16 protein-coding genes are annotated in these 16,366 nt (G+C 54.4%); 12 read left to right on the top strand and 4 right to left on the bottom strand.

Annotated elements, in window-relative coordinates:
• Positions 1 to 236 precede the first annotated feature (236 nt).
• A complete protein-coding gene (locus tag ACIOYV_RS07880) occupies positions 237 to 800 on the bottom strand; it encodes a YceI family protein (protein WP_401322481.1) in 564 nt (187 codons plus the stop codon).
• A gap of 125 nt (positions 801 to 925) precedes the next feature.
• Here ACIOYV_RS07880 and ACIOYV_RS07885 point away from each other — a divergent pair, with 125 nt between their 5' ends.
• Both ACIOYV_RS07885 and ACIOYV_RS07890 read left to right on the top strand, forming a co-directional pair.
• Complete coding sequence (locus ACIOYV_RS07885; protein ID WP_401322482.1) at positions 926 to 1,990, top strand: hypothetical protein; 1,065 nt, start codon at positions 926 to 928, stop codon at positions 1,988 to 1,990.
• Positions 1,991 to 2,081: 91 nt separating this feature from the next.
• The gene (locus ACIOYV_RS07890) at positions 2,082 to 3,152 is read left to right on the top strand and encodes a hypothetical protein (RefSeq protein ID WP_401322485.1); all 1,071 of its coding nucleotides are present in this window, start codon (positions 2,082 to 2,084) and stop codon (positions 3,150 to 3,152) included.
• Here ACIOYV_RS07890 and ACIOYV_RS07895 read toward each other — a convergent pair.
• Positions 3,149 to 4,045, bottom strand: a complete 897-nt coding sequence (locus ACIOYV_RS07895) for a LysR substrate-binding domain-containing protein (protein WP_401322487.1) — start codon at positions 4,043 to 4,045, stop codon at positions 3,149 to 3,151. The genes ACIOYV_RS07890 and ACIOYV_RS07895 overlap by 4 nt on opposite strands.
• Positions 4,046 to 4,170: 125 nt before the next feature.
• Here ACIOYV_RS07895 and ACIOYV_RS07900 point away from each other — a divergent pair, with 125 nt between their 5' ends.
• Together ACIOYV_RS07900 and ACIOYV_RS07905 are read left to right on the top strand one after the other, a co-directional pair.
• Positions 4,171 to 5,607, top strand: a complete 1,437-nt coding sequence (locus tag ACIOYV_RS07900; RefSeq protein WP_401322488.1) for an amidase — start codon at positions 4,171 to 4,173, stop codon at positions 5,605 to 5,607.
• 176 nt (positions 5,608 to 5,783) lie between these two features.
• Entirely contained in the window at positions 5,784 to 6,431 is a 648-nt protein-coding gene (locus ACIOYV_RS07905; RefSeq protein ID WP_401322491.1) for a VOC family protein, read from the top strand.
• A gap of 90 nt (positions 6,432 to 6,521) precedes the next feature.
• On the opposite strand, the gene ACIOYV_RS07910 is transcribed toward ACIOYV_RS07905, so the two are convergent.
• A complete protein-coding gene (locus ACIOYV_RS07910) occupies positions 6,522 to 7,880 on the bottom strand; it encodes an MATE family efflux transporter (protein WP_401322494.1) in 1,359 nt (452 codons plus the stop codon).
• 413 nt (positions 7,881 to 8,293) lie between these two features.
• Between ACIOYV_RS07910 and ACIOYV_RS07915 the strand changes: the two genes are divergently transcribed.
• From ACIOYV_RS07915 to ACIOYV_RS07950, 8 genes are all read left to right on the top strand, one after another.
• Positions 8,294 to 8,770: a TIR domain-containing protein gene (locus ACIOYV_RS07915; RefSeq protein WP_401322496.1), complete on the top strand. Its 477-nt coding sequence runs from the start codon at positions 8,294 to 8,296 to the stop codon at positions 8,768 to 8,770.
• Positions 8,771 to 8,845: 75 nt separating this feature from the next.
• Positions 8,846 to 9,448: a TIR domain-containing protein gene (locus tag ACIOYV_RS07920; RefSeq protein WP_401322497.1), complete on the top strand. Its 603-nt coding sequence runs from the start codon at positions 8,846 to 8,848 to the stop codon at positions 9,446 to 9,448.
• 93 nt (positions 9,449 to 9,541) lie between these two features.
• The gene (locus ACIOYV_RS07925) at positions 9,542 to 10,708 is read left to right on the top strand and encodes a toll/interleukin-1 receptor domain-containing protein (protein ID WP_401322499.1); all 1,167 of its coding nucleotides are present in this window, start codon (positions 9,542 to 9,544) and stop codon (positions 10,706 to 10,708) included.
• Positions 10,705 to 11,274 carry a hypothetical protein gene (locus ACIOYV_RS07930; protein WP_401322501.1) on the top strand — a complete coding sequence of 190 codons (570 nt, stop codon included), beginning with the start codon at positions 10,705 to 10,707 and terminating at the stop codon, positions 11,272 to 11,274. The genes ACIOYV_RS07925 and ACIOYV_RS07930 overlap by 4 nt, the downstream gene beginning before the upstream one ends.
• 248 nt (positions 11,275 to 11,522) lie before the next feature.
• A complete protein-coding gene (locus ACIOYV_RS07935) occupies positions 11,523 to 11,795 on the top strand; it encodes a hypothetical protein (protein WP_401322504.1) in 273 nt (90 codons plus the stop codon).
• 101 nt (positions 11,796 to 11,896) lie between these two features.
• Positions 11,897 to 12,298 carry a GFA family protein gene (locus ACIOYV_RS07940; protein ID WP_401322643.1) on the top strand — a complete coding sequence of 134 codons (402 nt, stop codon included), beginning with the start codon at positions 11,897 to 11,899 and terminating at the stop codon, positions 12,296 to 12,298.
• A gap of 316 nt (positions 12,299 to 12,614) precedes the next feature.
• Positions 12,615 to 14,771, top strand: coding sequence for a TonB-dependent siderophore receptor (locus ACIOYV_RS07945; protein WP_401322506.1), 2,157 nt, complete (start codon positions 12,615 to 12,617; stop codon positions 14,769 to 14,771).
• A gap of 152 nt (positions 14,772 to 14,923) precedes the next feature.
• Complete coding sequence (locus tag ACIOYV_RS07950) at positions 14,924 to 15,322, top strand: hypothetical protein (RefSeq protein WP_401322509.1); 399 nt, start codon at positions 14,924 to 14,926, stop codon at positions 15,320 to 15,322.
• 74 nt (positions 15,323 to 15,396) lie between these two features.
• Here the strand turns inward: ACIOYV_RS07950 and ACIOYV_RS07955 are convergent, their stop codons facing one another.
• Positions 15,397 to 15,762: a hypothetical protein gene (locus ACIOYV_RS07955; RefSeq protein ID WP_401322511.1), complete on the bottom strand. Its 366-nt coding sequence runs from the start codon at positions 15,760 to 15,762 to the stop codon at positions 15,397 to 15,399.
• Positions 15,763 to 16,366 lie beyond the last annotated feature (604 nt).

Raw genomic sequence — 16,366 nt, forward strand, 5'->3', positions numbered from 1 at the left:
GTGGCTCAGTCAGCATCAATGTTGGATGTGCGGGCCTCTTCGCGGGCAAGCCTTGCTCCTACAGGGGATTGGGGTTGGCCGCAAATGTTGCGTCTAGCAGAGATTGAGTGTGGGAGCGGGCTTGCTCGCGAAAGCGGTGTGTCAGTCGACATCGATGTTGGATGTGCGGGCCTCTTCGCGGGCAAGCCTCGCTCCTACAGGGGATTGGGGTTGGCCGCGAGTAATGTGTGCGCCAGTTATTGCTCCGGCGCGACTATGCGAAAGCGGATGTTGATGTCTTTGGATACCACGCCATCCGCCCATTCGCCCTCGCCGATTTTGAAGTCACTCCGGTTAAGCGCGAACTCGCCGACAAACACGCCGATGCCGCTTTCCGCCTTCAACTGGACTTGAACCTCCACAGAGCGGGTGATGGTTTTGAGGGTGAGATCGCCGGTAAACAAATAGCGGTTATCGCCGAGGGCTTTGACGCTGGTGGACTTGAAAACCCCGAGCGGATAAGTGGCCGTGTCGAACCACGCAGGCTTCTGCAATTCAGTGTTGGCATCGCTGCTGCCGGCGTCGATGCTGGCGAGCTGGATGCTCAGCGCGGCGTGGGCAGCCGAGGGGTTTTGCGTGTCGAAATCGAGGTTGCCTTCGAACTGGCTGAACGTGCCGTACACCCGCGAGCCGAACTGGCTGTAGGTAAAGCTGATCTGGCTGGCGGCGGCGTTGACCTGGTTGTACACCACGGCGTGGGCACCGACGGAATAAGCCAGGGCGGCCGCGATTGCGACAAAACGCAGGAATCGAAAGCGCATGGCACTCTCCGGGCAGGATTGCAGCTGTAGGTGGACTAAAGCGCAAAACCGCTGTTTATGCCACCGACATCTTCCTGGCACACAATTCCCTGAAGGAGCGGACCTGCTCGCGAAGGCTAAAAGTCATGTCGCAAACACCTGGCGCCACCCCACAAACCTCTGGCGCTGTAATCGCGAAACCGACAGCCTGGGGCGAAAATGGAATTGCCAGTCAAAGGCTCGCGCCTATATCTTGTGCCTCGCAAGCGACGGTGCAGTACCGCTTTCCCGAATGTGGATCGGCGATGTGCATGTGGCCGGCAAGGAACGTTAATCAACATCCTGCGGGATGTTATGCGACAGCGATGTCGCCCCATGTGCTCAAAGAATCAGGCAGCGTAATGACTTACACAGAACCCATGTTCAGCACTTCCCTCACCAGCGCTCTGGATTCATACGTACGCGAAACAGGCCCGAAGATAAACTTTGGCGGGTCACACACCCCCGACAATAAGGCTCAAGCGCCATTCAAGCTCGCGACTGGCAGTGCTTATGACGTCATAAAACGCATAACGGAATCGGAACTGCTTGTCCTTGAGCTGAAGGTCAAAGAGGCCGACAAGTTCAAGTCACCTAATGACGACCAGTATCATTTCTGCTCGTTACTTCAAAAGCACGGTGTTCCGATCAGGTATTGCTACAACCTGGTGACGGATTACAACGAAACGAACAATCCGACCTACACGCTCCAAAACGCCAACGCCTGTTTTCCGAACGTACTGTTTGAAAAAGAAAACACCATTGCGACAGCAAAACATCAAACACTCCAAAAAGTCGTCGATGACATGCTTGCCGGTAACAGCGGTGGCGGTGGCATTGCGGCTTTCCTGGCGGCCACGGCAATTGCCGATGTCGCCCAACTGAACACCAGAATGCTGTTGCTTGCCTATCATCGCGCCCTTAACGAAGTCCTGATTTATCAACCGCAGCAGTTTACGGATCTCGCCAAACAGCTGGCATCAGGCTTCAAATTGCAAAATCTGGACAAGCAACAGATGAGTGACTCGACTTATGTCAAAAATGCGCTAGCCAGTATCGCTGCCGACATCGATAAAGAGATCAGCCGCCTGTTGACACCGGCTCCGACAGACACCCCCGCGACGCCGGACAAGGAGCCCGAGCAAACAAAAGGCCCAAAACTGAGGTTTTGAACGATGCAGGCGTCGGATCAAATCCGGCGCTCTGATCTACCCCGGTGTTCTCGGACTTACACGTTTGTCTAACGGCTATGAAGGGTGAAAATTGGAACTGTACGACATGGTTCAAACCTGCTTCTCCCAAGGTTTGGATGGCGAAGCAACGGATGAGTTTGTGCAGCGAATCGGTGTCAATGCGCTGAAACGTGGCAAACCCGTATTTTCGATTGAGATGGGCTCGAAGGAAGAGCTGCTCACCATGATGCAATCGGCGGATGATGTTCATGTCTTTATCGAAAACGGCGTATTCCACATCAACGCGATGTACAACTTCACCGATAAATTTCCGGCACCGCGCATTTATTTGATCAAGACACAAAACATGATGACCTTTGCGTCCACGGGCGTGCATTGTCAGGAACATGGCATTCATCTTCTGCCCATTGATGGAAAAGAATTCTCCCGACGCATTCAGCTCAAGGGATACACCCAGCGATTTGATCGCTGGCACAAGCGCTGGAAAGCCAACAGTAAAGTGTTCGACGGTTTGCTGGATGGGCGCCTGGAAAACACTGCCATCGAGCAGGGTATATGGCTTAACTCGGACGGTAATTGCCTGGTCTGTGGCGAAAAAGCGGAACAGATGTCCACCGCGACGCTAATTGGCAACACCGGGCTGATGATTGGAATGCAGTTGTGTAACGAACACGCCACACAAGCGCAAAACCATTCATCACTGATCAATTACCTCGCAGAGAAAATGGGGGTTCCCGCACCACTTCTGGCGGACGCCACTGTCGTGAATCCGCAGCAATCCAACCTTGAGGCGACCTGTGAGTTACTGCAACAGGACCTTGCCTGCACGGTCGAGAAAATCGACCAGCAAACGATTACCGCCATCCGCCCTTCCGGTTTCCGGCTGATTTTGCGTCAGGATGCGTTGCACAATTACGCTTACAACATCAAGGACCCAACCGGCAAACTCGTCTCCCGTATCGACTCGGCTGACCATCATGCGGTGCAGTACGGCCCCGCCCATGTTCATCGAAACTTGAGTAAATCGAAAAAGAACCATGTTGAGTCCAGTTTCACCTACGGCGTTGCAACGGCTGATCTAAAAGCCATCCGCCGGCTGGTCGAAGACGCGGAATCAGTCTGGTTGAATGCGCAGGCCTAATGCTGCATCCGCCCCTTCAAATACCCGATAAACGCCGTCACCTTCGGCGAGGGCAAATGCTCTCGCGCCGTAACCGCATTCAGATCCTGCGGCGGGCCGATCCACTCCGGCAGTACTCTTCGCAACCGCCCTGCTTCAACGTCAATCCGCATGCTCTGGTCCATCCCAAGACTCAGCCCTTCACCGGCTAGCAATGCTTCCTTTAACAGCGCCGGGTCATTGGCGATGATCGTTGGCTCAACCCGATAATTGCGCAACTTGGCGCCCGCCTTGCGCAACGGCCAGACGTAACCGACATCGCGCCGAGCCTGATTCAGCACCAGCGTGGAATGCTGGATCAACTCGTCAGGCGTGGTCGGTTGCCCATGACGCTCAATGTATTCAGGTGCGGCGTAAATGCCCGTGGCATAACTGGCCAGCCGTCGCGCCACCAGGCTGGAATCAGGTAAAGCACCCAACCGCAACGCTACGTCGATCTCTTCCCCGACCAGATCCAGCGGCACATGCGACGCCAATATCTCAAGCTTGATCTCCGGATACGCCTGGCGAAACCCGGCCACCAACGGCGCGAACCAACTGACCCCGAACGAGTACGGTACCGTCACCCGCAACCAGCCGCGCGGGCCGTCGCGCAACTGATGCACGGCCAATTCAGCGTGCTCAAGGGTCGCGGCGATGTCCTTGCATTGCTCGTAGTAAACCGCGCCGGCCTCGGTCAGGCTCAACTGGCGCGTGGTGCGGCGTAGCAGTTGCACGCCGATGGCCTGCTCCAACTCGCGCACGCGGCGGCTGACGGTGGTCTTGGGAATCTGCAACGCCTGGGCCGCTGCGGTAAAACTGCCCAGGCGCACTACGCGCACGAACACCAGCGTGTCATTCAAGTCCCGGATCATCGCAAACCCTGTCATTGGTGGAATCGCATGATTGTGCCACCAACGGCACATTGCATACCGCTTTAATGGGCTAATCAGCGAACAGCGCTTTACCTATGATCGAGTCTCTCAACTGGAGACCGCTCATGAACCTCAACGAATACGCAGCCTACGATGGCATCGGCCTCGCCCAATTGGTGGCGGCTGGCGAAGTCACCCCGGCAGAACTGGCCGAACTCGCATTGGCCGCCGTAAACCGGGTCAACCCGCAGATCAACGCCGTCATCGAAACCTGGTCACCCAGCGTGACCGAAGGCGAGAGCCCGTTGGCCGGTGTGCCGTTTCTGATCAAGGATTTGGCCATCACTTCGGCGGGCCGGCGCGTGGAGTTGGGCAGTCGTCTGGCGCAAGGATTGGTCGCAGAATCCGACTCGTACCTGATGCAACGCTTCAACGCCGCCGGTCTCGCCACCCTGGGCCGCACCACCACGCCAGAAATGGCCTTCAGCACCGAAACCGAATCCGCCCTGCAAGGCCCGACGTGCAACCCGTGGGACCTTCGTTTATCGGCCGGCGGGTCGAGCGGCGGATCAGGCGCAGCAGTCGCCGCCGGCATCGTGCCGATTGCGCATGCCACCGACGCGGCGGGTTCGATCCGCGTACCGGCGGCTTTCAACGGTCTGGTCGGCCTCAAACCGACCCGCGGCCGCGCCTCCAATGGCCCGGCGCTGGACGAAGTGTTTGCCGGATTCGGCGTGCAACTCGGCCTGTCGCGAACCGTGCGCGACAGCGCGGCATTGATGGACATCGTCCAGGGCGGTGCGCCGGGCGATCCGTATTACACCGCCGCGCCGGCCGAAGGCTTCCTCGCCCAAGTCGGCCGCGACCCTGGACGATTGCGCATCGGCTTGCTCGACACACCCTGGAACGGCGCCCCACTCGACCCCGAAATCGCCGACGCCACCCACGCCGTCGCCCGCGAACTCGAAGCCCTCGGCCACAGCGTCGAGCAAGTCAGCGCCTCGCTCGGCACCTCGTGGGAGTCCTTCGTCGAAGCCAACGCGCACATCTGGTGCGCCACCCTCGTCCGCTGGATCGACGGCCTCGCCGCCGCCACCTCGCGCCCGATCGACCTGACCACCCTCGAACCCGCCACCCTCGCCTGCTACGCCTACGGCCAACAGGCCCGCGCCGTGGAATTCGCCGCCGCGCTGGAAACCCGCAACCTCACCGCCCGCAGCGTGGCCAGTTGGTTCGACGATTTTGACGTGCTGTTGACGCCCACCCTGCCGCGCCTGCCTCAGGCATTGGGCACCTATAGCCATGGCGCGGAAAATATGGACGGCTTGCAATGGACGGCACGGGTGTTTGAACACTCGCCGTTTACCCCGGTATTCAACGTTGCGGGGACACCGGCGATATCGTTGCCGCTGGGAATGTCACGCACGAATGGTCTGCCGATCGGATTGCAGTTTGCAGCGCGATTCGGCGCAGAGGATGTGTTGCTGCGGCTGGCGGCGCAATTGGAAGTGGCCATGCCATGGCATCAGCGCCGCCCCACAGTCTGGGCCGGCAACGCATAAACCCGAAAACACCCCAAATCCCCTGTGGGAGCGGGCTTGCTCGCGAAGGCGTCCCATCAGTCAACATCTTCATCGACTGACACCCCGCCTTCGCGAGCAAGCCCGCTCCCACAATGGACGGTGTATAAACCAGCAATCGATCCCGACAGGCAAATCCCCAAAAAGGCACGGAGCAAATGAACAGCACCCTCGATCACCTCGCCATCGTCGCCCCCAACCTCGAAGCCGGCTGCGCCTTCGTGACCAACGCCCTTGGCGTCGACCTGCAACCCGGCGGCGCCCACCCACGCATGGGCACCCACAACCGTCTGCTGCGCCTCGGTCCCGACATCTACCTGGAAGTGATCGCCATCGACCCGTCCGCCCAACGCCCCGACCGGCCGCGCTGGTTCGCAATGGACGAACTGACGTCTGATACCCCGCCACGCCTGGCAACCTGGGTCGCCCGCACCGACGACATCCAAGCCCTAAGCGAAACCAGCCGCAACATAGTGGGCAACCCCGAACCCATGACCCGAGGCACCTTGGCCTGGCAAATCACCATCCCCACCGACGGCCGCCTGCCCCTGAGCGGATCAGCGCCGACGCTGATTCAATGGTCGCAAACACCCCACCCCGCAAGTGCCATGCTGGATCGAGGCTGTTCGTTGGTAGCACTGGATGTGTTCGATCCCGATCCCGAAAAAGTCCAGGCGATACTCACCGCGATCAACTTTTCCGGGCCGGTTCATCTGCATGCGTTGGAGGCGACTGCGAGGCCTTACTTGGTGGCACATATTCAAACGCCAAGCGGTCTGAAAACGTTGCCTATATCAAACGCGTAAGATCAAAAAATGCGTTCCCCTGTGGGAGCTGTTGAAGGCTGCGATCTTGGCGATAAACGTCGCGCCACATCCCTAAACGAACGCCCCGCCCTACACCAACCGCTCAATCTTCTGATGCTGCCAGACAAACTTGTAGTAAGCCGTCTGCAACGCCAACATCCCCAAATACGCCACCGGAAACGCCATCCACACACCCTGCAATCCGTACTTCGCATCCAACAGATACGCCACCGGCAACTGCACGCCGAGCACGCAAACAATCGAAATCGCCATCGGTATCAACACCGTGCCGCTGGCGCGCATGATCCCGCCGATAATCGCCTGGAAGCCAAACACCAACAGACTCCACAACATGATGTGCAACAGATGCTCAGCCATCGCCCGAGTCGAGTCTTCCGTCAGGAACAACCCCAACAACCAGTGCGACAACAAATAACCCAACAACACCAAACCACCAGTCAAACACACGTTAATCAACAGCCCGGTGCGCAAAATCGGCGTGATCCGCTCCAACCGCCCCGCCCCAATCGCCTGTGCCCCAAGAATCGACGCCGTGATCGCAATCGACAACGCCGGAAACTGCACGTAATTCACAATCTGCGTCACCGCCCCATACGCCGCCGTCGCCTGCGAACCGTGCTGATTCACCAACGCCAGAATCACCAACTCCGACGCCGACAACACCACCATCTGCAACCCGGTCGGCAACCCGATGCGCAGCACCTTGCCCAGAATGTCCAGGTCCAAGCGCATCGCCGCAAACATCTCCCGATCCGGCGCCAACGGATGCCCCTTGCGAATCAACCGCCACGCCAACCACCCCATCGCCGCCAAATTCCCCGCCAACCCCGCGTACGCCGCACTCTGAATCCCCATCGGCGCAAAACCCAGCCAACCTTTTATCAAGGCGGGCGTCAGCGCCAGACCGATGCACGTTGAAACCACCAACGCCACCAACGGCGAAACCGTATCACTCACCCCACGCAGCAATTGCGTAAACAACACGTAGACCAACAGCGACGGCATGATCCACATCATCACGTGCGCGTAGGAAACCGCGTCGTCCAACACATCGGCCGGGGTGCCCAAGCCTTGCAAGGCAGGCCTTGCGAACACACTGCCCAACACCGCCGCGACCAACCCGATCATCGCGCCCAACAGCAAGGTTGTGGCGGCGATGGTTTTCACCAAATGGGTTTCCCGTGCGCCCCAGGCTTGGCCGATGAGCACACCCGCGCCCGCACCGAGGCCGATGACCAGGGCGATGAAGAAGAAGACGATTGGGAACATGCCCGACACCGCTGCTAAAGCTTGGGTGCCTAGCATTTGGCCGATGTAGATACTGTTTATGGTGCCCGACATGGATTGGAGGAAGTTGGAGAGGACCATGGGGGCTAGGAAAAGGAGGTAGGTTTTCCAGAGGGGGGGAGTTTGACTGGGGGTTTGCATGCGTAGGGCTCGGGGTGGCAGGTGATCGAGGTGGGTGGAGTCTACGTCATGGGGTAAAGGGATCGCAGCGTGAAAACAGAGATTGTTTCATTTCATCACTTTGCACCGGTGACCTCCCTAAACAGAAAAAAATCGGAAATACACACGAACGTTAACGTTGCACAAGCTTCTGCGGAGATCGCCATTGACGTCGTCGATTTTCTGAAGTCGAGCAGCAAATTCCTAATTTTAAGCTACTTTTGATAGTGACTCACATACTGGATGGTACAGGGTGGTTGAATTTTGAAAATACGAGGTGCCTCCCTAGGGAGCCTTCCACAACCATAAGGATACTTAAAAGAATCGAAATTATTACAATCAAGCTTAACTAACTGAACCTTAAACTCTGAAAACACGAAAAAAAGGAAACTACTATGTCAAAGGATTGCTTTCTTAGCTTTCACTACAAACCCGATAACTGGCGTGTGTCGCAGGTCAGACAAATAGGGGCTATAGAGGAGCAACCTCTACTAGACGCCAATAAATGGGAAGAGATAAAAAAAGAGGGAGACGACGCCATTAAAAAATGGATAGCAGATAACATGAAGGATAAAAAATGCTTGATTGTTCTTGTCGGTGAAAAAACTGCAGATCGCCGCTGGGTCAAACATGAAATTAAAAAAGCCTGGCAAGATGGTCTTGGCGTACTAGCTATAAATATACATAACCTGAAAGATTCAAACGGAGAACAAGCTAAAAAAGGTTCAGACCCTTTCACCAATCTAACTGTAGATGGAGAAGCGGTCACTGGAACAGTTTACGACCCCCCCTACTCTACAAGCACGTATGTGTACGATCACATTAAAGAAAACATTGAGGACTGGGTCAGCAAAGCGATAGAAGCTCGCTAGATGCAAAAACCCAGGCCCAAGTCAAAGCTTGGGCTCAGCATACACCGAACAGTTTTTAGAATAATGGAGGCAATCTTGCCGCGTAGAACTTTTTTCTCCTATCACTATGTACCTGATGTTTGGCGCGCATGGAACGTCCGCAATAGTTGGGTTGTAAAAGATACAGAGGAAATCAGTAGAGGATTTTTCGATAGTAGTGTTTTTGAGGCTTCGAAAAAAGAAAGCGATGACGCATTAAAAAAATTTTTACGGGAAGGGCTAGAAAACACTTCCGTCACCTGTATTCTTGCTGGCTCTGAAACATGGAGCAGGCGATGGGTAAGATACGAAATAGCACGCAGCGTTATAAAAGGTAACGGGCTGCTTACTGTTCATATACATGGAGTACAGAACGCAGCAAAACAAACCTCTATTAAAGGTGCCGACCCACTAGCTCAGATGGGCCTATATAAAACAGAGCGAGGAATATTTCTTGCCGAATGGAAAAACGGAAAGTGGATAACTTACGCTGATTACACTCTCGCAATTCCGGAAAAAGAATTAAGATTTGACGCACCGAAAACCAACAGCGTAGTTCAGCTATCAAAACATTACATGAGCTACGATTTTACTGGTCAAAATGGCAGAAAGGATATTGGTGGATGGATCGAAACTGCAGCTGGACTCGCCGGGCGTTAATTAAAGTTCGTTTTTTAAAGTGTATAATAGCTAACTAGCGCCAGAAATAGCGCTAAAAATACCGAACATAAAAACACTAAATACTGGAAAAAAATGTCACAATGGGCATATCAAATAATCGCGATGGGTAGCTTGGATTCTCGATTAGACCTATTGAAACGCGCAGTTCATGATCGTGCTAAAGATCTTGGAATTAGTGAAGAAAAGATAATATTTTTAACTTCAGCTACGTTTGATTCATATGATAGGAAGAAACCGGCGCTAGGTATTTACTTTGGAAATAAGGAAAAAATCACCCCTAAGTTTTTAAACCAACTCATTCAAGACTCGATTGTTATCGTCCCCGTAGTAACTTCTATAGGCGCAATAAACATTGAAATGCCGGAGCAATTAAAACACATAAATGTTCTAACACTACCAGAAAATGGATCCAACCTACCTCGCCTTGTATCACTGATTTTCGAAACCTTCCGACTTCTCAGAAAAGAAAGAGGCATTTTCATAAGCTATCGGCGCAAAGGCTCACAACCTCTTGCAAATCGTATTTATGAAAATCTTGACAAGCGAGGTTTCGATGTATTTATAGATGTTAGATCTGTACCTCCTGCGGCAGACTTTCAAGTAGAACTGTGGCATCGAATGTCTGATGTTGACGTCATCGTTTTGATAGATACGCCTGGCTTTCGAGAAGGGCGCTGGACTAAAGCAGAATTAGCGCAAGCAAATTTATTAGGCATTCAGACTCTTCACCTTCTCTGGCCGGGACAAGAAGAGGACAGTTACTATGCATTTAGTAGATATATGAAGCTGGAACATACAGATTTTAGTGGCCTAACACCGGGTAGAGGAGCAAGTATAAAAAAAGTTGCCATGGATCGAATTTGCGATAGAGCAGAAAATTTAAGAGCGGAGGCAATCGCCTTACGACATGCTCATCTTGTCGATAATTTTTGTGATGCAGCACGCGATCTTAAGTTAGAACCTACCGTACAGCCTCAACGCTGGATATCCTTAGAGATTCAAGGCAAAAATCTTGCAGTAGTACCTGCTGTTGGTAGACCCACATCAGATCGCATCAATGCAATCTTCGATTCGATATCCAAGCAAAAGCAATCTAGTGAATCCATTTGGGTAATCTACGACAGCAGAGGATTGCACGATAACTGGGTCAAACATCTCCGTTGGCTTGACTCACACTTACCAATTCGTACAGTCACTATGGCCGATGCACCAGCAGCTTTGAAGGAGTGCCTATCGTGATTGAGATATTTTTATCTGCCAGCGTACCTCTCCCTGACCGAAATCGTAAATTTTACGATACGGCGGATGTATTTTTAATCCGAGAAGCAATTAGGGCATTGATTGAGGTAATTCTACCGATTGGCCGAATAACATTCGGAGGTCACCCAGCAATCACTCCTCTAATCTCTCTCTATGTTGAACATAGCAGACTTGAAAGAGACAGACTTACAATATTCCAAAGCGCTTTCTTCCAAGGCCAAATGCCTGTTGAAAACGATGAATTCTTCGACGTCAAAATTATACCCGCAATAAGAAATAACTTACAGCTCAGTATTTTAGCAATGCGGAAAGCTATGATTACCAGTAAGAAATTTCATGCAGCGGTCTTAATTGGAGGAATGGAGGGTATTAAAGCCGAAGAAACGCTCTTCAGGAAATATAATCCTGGCGCAATTGTACTGCCAGTACCGGCAACTGGCGCTGCAGCCAGAATGGTATTTAACGAAGGCAATTATGCGCCGGAACTAGAGAATGAAATATCTTTTGCTAGCATGTTCAGACGAAAACTATTGCCAGCACCTTAATGAAACCTCGAAAAATTCAGGACGAAGACCATAGCTAACTAATCAATGCCTCATCAGCACAACTAAAATAGTTTGGTCTTTATCCTACTTCTTGACTCATTTATGCTACGAGTATGTCAGAAGTAGCCGAATATTTCTTCTTCTGTAATCTATCTATAGTTCATCCATCGCGCTTCCAGCGACCAGGTTTGGCGACCTGCAGATCGGATCAGTCCTTTTACTAAAATCTGATTCGGAGTTTCATCCTTATGGAAAGATACATGCCTCTAACCGGAATCGACCTGGTCCCGGCTTCCCTACTCATCGACACCCACGCCCCACTCGACGTCCTGCAAGCCATGGCCGATTACCGTATTCGCACGGTCACGCAGGTGTTGGAGAACATAGCCTACCGCGCCGAGATCGGTTGCGACACGGTAGTACTGGCAGACTTCTCCAGGCTGTTAGTCATTCCCTTGCGCGACGGATGCGACTTGATGGATGTGATCGGCCGGCGTTTGCGGGCGCAGGTTAAGGAGTAAATGAAAACGGGCGCTGTGGTGGTGCCCGTTTTTTTGTGTCCGTGATGCCGTAGCATGGCGGGTCTTGCCTCTCCCCTTCTTTTTTCGAGTAACCGATGAACATGGATGAATTTCATCAAGGAAGCTGTCTCTGTGGCGCTGTGCGCTATGAGGTTTCGGGTCAACTGAAAGCCGTCTCCCACTGTCATTGCAACAAATGCCGAAAAGCCCATGGCGCCGCGTTCGCGACGTATGCCAGCGTTCCACGGTCGGACATTTCCATCGCGAGCAGTGTTGATGCGCTCAAGCGTTTTCAATCGTCGGCCGGGGTCACGCGGCAGTTCTGTTCGAACTGTGGGACTTCGTTGTTCTGGTCGGATTCGAATGGTGAGTTTGCGGATTGGATTTCGGTTGCGGTCGGTACGCTTGATACGCCGTTTAACCCGCCCAAGCAGAAACATGTGTGCGTCTCGTCGAAAGCGTCCTGGTTTGAAATCGAAGATCGTTGGCCTCAAGAGGGTTGATGGTTGCTCGTTCGATTGAATCGATAAAAAAGGGTGCCGTGATGGCGCCCTTTTTTTGGGTTTGCGCGTAATGAATTCGGTTGTTTGCAGCGCACCCATCATCGTGATTTCCGCTCGTATTTGCGCCTCAACGATCCCGTCTGATTGCCCGTCCAGACCTGCCTTATGCCCCGCCCTTCATGTTGTAAATGTGAAAAATTTGTTAAATCCCTGTCCGCAAAGGGTTTTTACAAGCGAAGCAATCTGCCAGACTGACGAGAATAATTATCAATACGATTATCATTGCCATGGACGGCCGTCAGGGAGAGTCAGATTCATGCTTGGGCATCAACCGCAAAGCCGCACGCCTTTTTCACCTGGTCTTCTGGCCATCGCCATCTACTTCGCAAGCACTCATGCTGCTATCGGCGCTGAAACCGCGAACCCGCCCGCGACGCTGGAGCTCGATGCAACCAGCATCACCAGTGAGCAGTTGGGCGCGACTACCGAAGGCACCGGTTCCTACACCACCGGGCCGATGCAGACTGCCACCAAGTTGCCGCTGACCATGCGTGAAACCCCGCAAGCCGTGACGGTGATTACCCGCCAGCGCATGGACGATCAGGCCATGACCAGCGTGAATGATGTGGTGAAGAACACGCCCGGCCTGTTCCTCAGTCAGTCCAGCGGGCCGGGTCGTCAGACTTACAGTTCTCGCGGTTTCGACATCGACAACATCATGTACGACGGTCTGCCGAGTTCTTATTCGGGCTACACCATGGGCGTGCAGCCTAACCTGGCGATGTTTGATCGCGTGGAGGTGATTCGCGGTGCCACGGGGCTGGTCACCGGTGCTGGCAATCCATCGGCGGCGATCAATATGGTGCGCAAGCGCCCGACGTTCACGCCGCAGCTCAGTGTCACGGGTGCGGCCGGCAGTTGGGATGATTATCGCGGTGAGTTTGATGCTTCCGGTCCGCTCAATGACAGCGGCACATTGCGCGGAAGGATGGTCGGTTCTTACCGGGATGCCGACAGTTTCCGCGACAAGGAGCAAAGCGATCACGGTCTGTTCTACGGGATTGCGGAAGCGGATCTGAGCGACAGCACGACCGCGTCCCTGGGTTTCTCTCGCCAGGAGGACCAGACCAATTTCTTCTGGGGTGGTTTGCCGCTTGGCACGGACGGTCATCACCTGAACCTGCCCCGCTCCACGTATCCCGGCACGGATTGGGAAAACAAAAAGCTGCGGGTCGACACGGTGTTCGGTGACATCGAGCATCGCTTCGACAATGACTGGAAATTGCACTTCGCCGGCTCGACTTCGACGCTGGACGGCATGTTCTCCGGGACTTACCTGTCGCGCTACGACGGTCCGCTGGAGACCACTGCGTGGCAATCGAAGCAGGACGAAAAGCAGACCGCGTTCGATACCTACGCCAGCGGCCCGGTGGAAGCGTTCGGGCGCACGCATGAGGTGGTGATCGGCACCAGCAAGCGCATTTACGACAACACCAGCAAAAACTACAGCCCCTACGACACCGGGTTGCCGATCGGCGCGCCGAAACCGGACTTCGTGCGTGACGGCAAAACCCACAACATCACCACTCAGGACGCCGTTTACCTGACCACCCGTTTGAGTCTGGCCGACCCGCTCACGCTGATTCTCGGCGGGCGCCTGGACTGGTATGACTACGATGACCGCTCGGGAGACGGCGACTATAAGGTCACGCGCAACCTGACGCGCTACGGCGGCCTGATCTACAAGCTCGACGATCACCATTCCGTGTACGCCAGCTACACCGACATTTTCACGCCGCAAACCTCGCAGGACCTTTCCGGCAAACTGCTTGATCCGATCGTAGGGGAAAACTACGAAATCGGCATCAAGGGCGAATATTTCGATGGCGCGCTCAACGCCAGTCTGGCGGTGTTCCAGACCGACCAGAAAAACCGCTCCACCGAAGCCGCCACTCAACTGGGTTGCCCGGTCCTGACCTGCTACGAAGCCTCTGGCCTGGTGCGCAGCCAAGGGATCGACATGGAACTGCAAGGCGCGCTGACCGAAAACTGGCAGGTCGGCGCCGGCTACACCTACACCCGCGCCCACTACATCAAGGACTCCGACCCGGCCAACAAGAATCAGCGTTTCGAGACCGACACGCCGGAGCATCTGTTCAAGCTTTCGACCGTCTACCGCCTCCAGGGCCCGCTGGAAAAACTCCGGGTGGGTGGCAACGTCTATTGGCAGAGCCGCATGTACAACGATGTTGCTGTGGCCAATGGGACTTATCGGCTTGAACAAGGCAGCTACGCCGTGGCCGACTTGATGGCGGGTTATCAGGTGACCAAGCATCTGGACTTGCAACTGAACGCCAACAACATCTTCGACCGCGTTTACTACGCGGCGATTGGCAGCAGCACTGTGTGGGGTTCCACGGATACCTATGGCGATCCGCGCAGTTATCGGCTGACGGCGAAGTACAGTTTCTGACGATAAATGAGCCGTTGGACTCCGGTGCAGGCGGTGGTTGTTCAACCATCGCCAACGTCGATAGTCACCATCACGTCAATGAAGTTCTCATAAAAAATCCACGGCGTAACATCCGCTCCATACCCAACTAACAACACCCGGAGCACACGATCATGAAACGCCAAATCCTTCTCAGCATCGCTTTCTCGGTTTTCGCAGTTAACGCTTTTGCCGCGCCTTCTCGCACAATGATCGCTGAAGGCGGTTCGGATCGGTTGATTGAAAGCCGCGTGGCTGAGGGTGGTTCGGACCGGTTGATCGAGAATCGTGTTGCTGAAGGTGGTTCGGATCGTCTGCTGGAAAAACGCGTTGCCGAAGGTGGTTCGGATCGTCTGATCGAGAATCGTGTTGCTGAAGGTGGCTCGGATCGTCTGATCGAAAAACGTGTTGCTGAAGGTGGTTCGGATCGTCTGATCCAGAACCGCGTCGCTGAAGGTGGTTCTGATCGCCTGATCGAGAATCGCGTCGCTGAAGGCGGTTCCGACCGTCTGATCCAGAATCGCACCGCATAAGTAAATAGCCTTAAAGCAGTCCCCAACAAAGAGCCCGGCCTGATCAGCCGGGCTTTTTCACATCTGAAACGCCGCTATGCGACAAGCTCGACGTAGCTAGACTCCCCGCCCCCACTCGCGCCCGACAACCAGCCCCATACGAAGGCCAACGTGGTGCGCCCTGCGTCATCAATGCCAACCGTGCCACGAGACCAGCCTGCGAGCATCTCACCATCCGTCGTCAAGCAGTGATAAAGCAGCTCGATGCTATCGGGGCCTGTCACGCGCCCGACTTGATGCCCCATGCGAATACGGCCGCCCTGATAGATGCCCGAAATGGCAGAGTCTTCAACCTGGTAATGAAATACGGTGCCTGCGCCAGATACCCCGTGCGCGTTACCCGCTACCGTAAATCGGCGATTGTTCAAACGCTCGCTGATTTGAGAAAAGCCAGTTTCCATAGATGTCGCGTCCTTGAGTCGAGAGGTCCATTCCAGCGTCGATGATCTTAAGCCATTGTGTCGCAACTCATTAAGGCACTGCTTTGCCTGTCGATGACGCTGCAAATTCAAGACAATAAAAAACCCGGTCTGATAAGCCGGGCTTTTTCGTGCCTTAAACCCAACCCGTAGCAGCTGGCGTAGCCTGCGTTCGGCTGCGAAGCAGTCGTAAAACCTGAGTGTACGGTTTCCCTGAAACACCGCGCTGGCTTACTTCGCGACTGCTTCGCAGCCGAACGCAGGCTTCGCCAGCTGCTACAGGGAACGTGTTTTATTTGGGATTTTCAGAACTGCATCACTGATCTGTCTCAATCGCTGAAGGCTGTTCCGGCCGCCTGATCCAAAATCGCACCGCATAAATGAATGGTTTCATCGCGATACGCGCCTTAAACCCAACCCGTAGCAGCTGGCGTAGCCTGCGTTCGGCTGCGAAGCAGTCGTAAAACCTGAGTGTACGGTTTCCCTGAAGCACCGCGCTGGCTTACTTCGCGACTGCTTCGCAGCCGAACGCAGGCTTGGCCCGCGGCTGCGGGGAGCGGGGTTTTTTTGGGTTTTTGAGAAATTG

The sequence above is a fragment of the Pseudomonas sp. NPDC087342 genome, from assembly GCF_044744265.1.
In the GTDB taxonomy this organism is placed as follows: domain Bacteria; phylum Pseudomonadota; class Gammaproteobacteria; order Pseudomonadales; family Pseudomonadaceae; genus Aquipseudomonas; species Aquipseudomonas nunensis.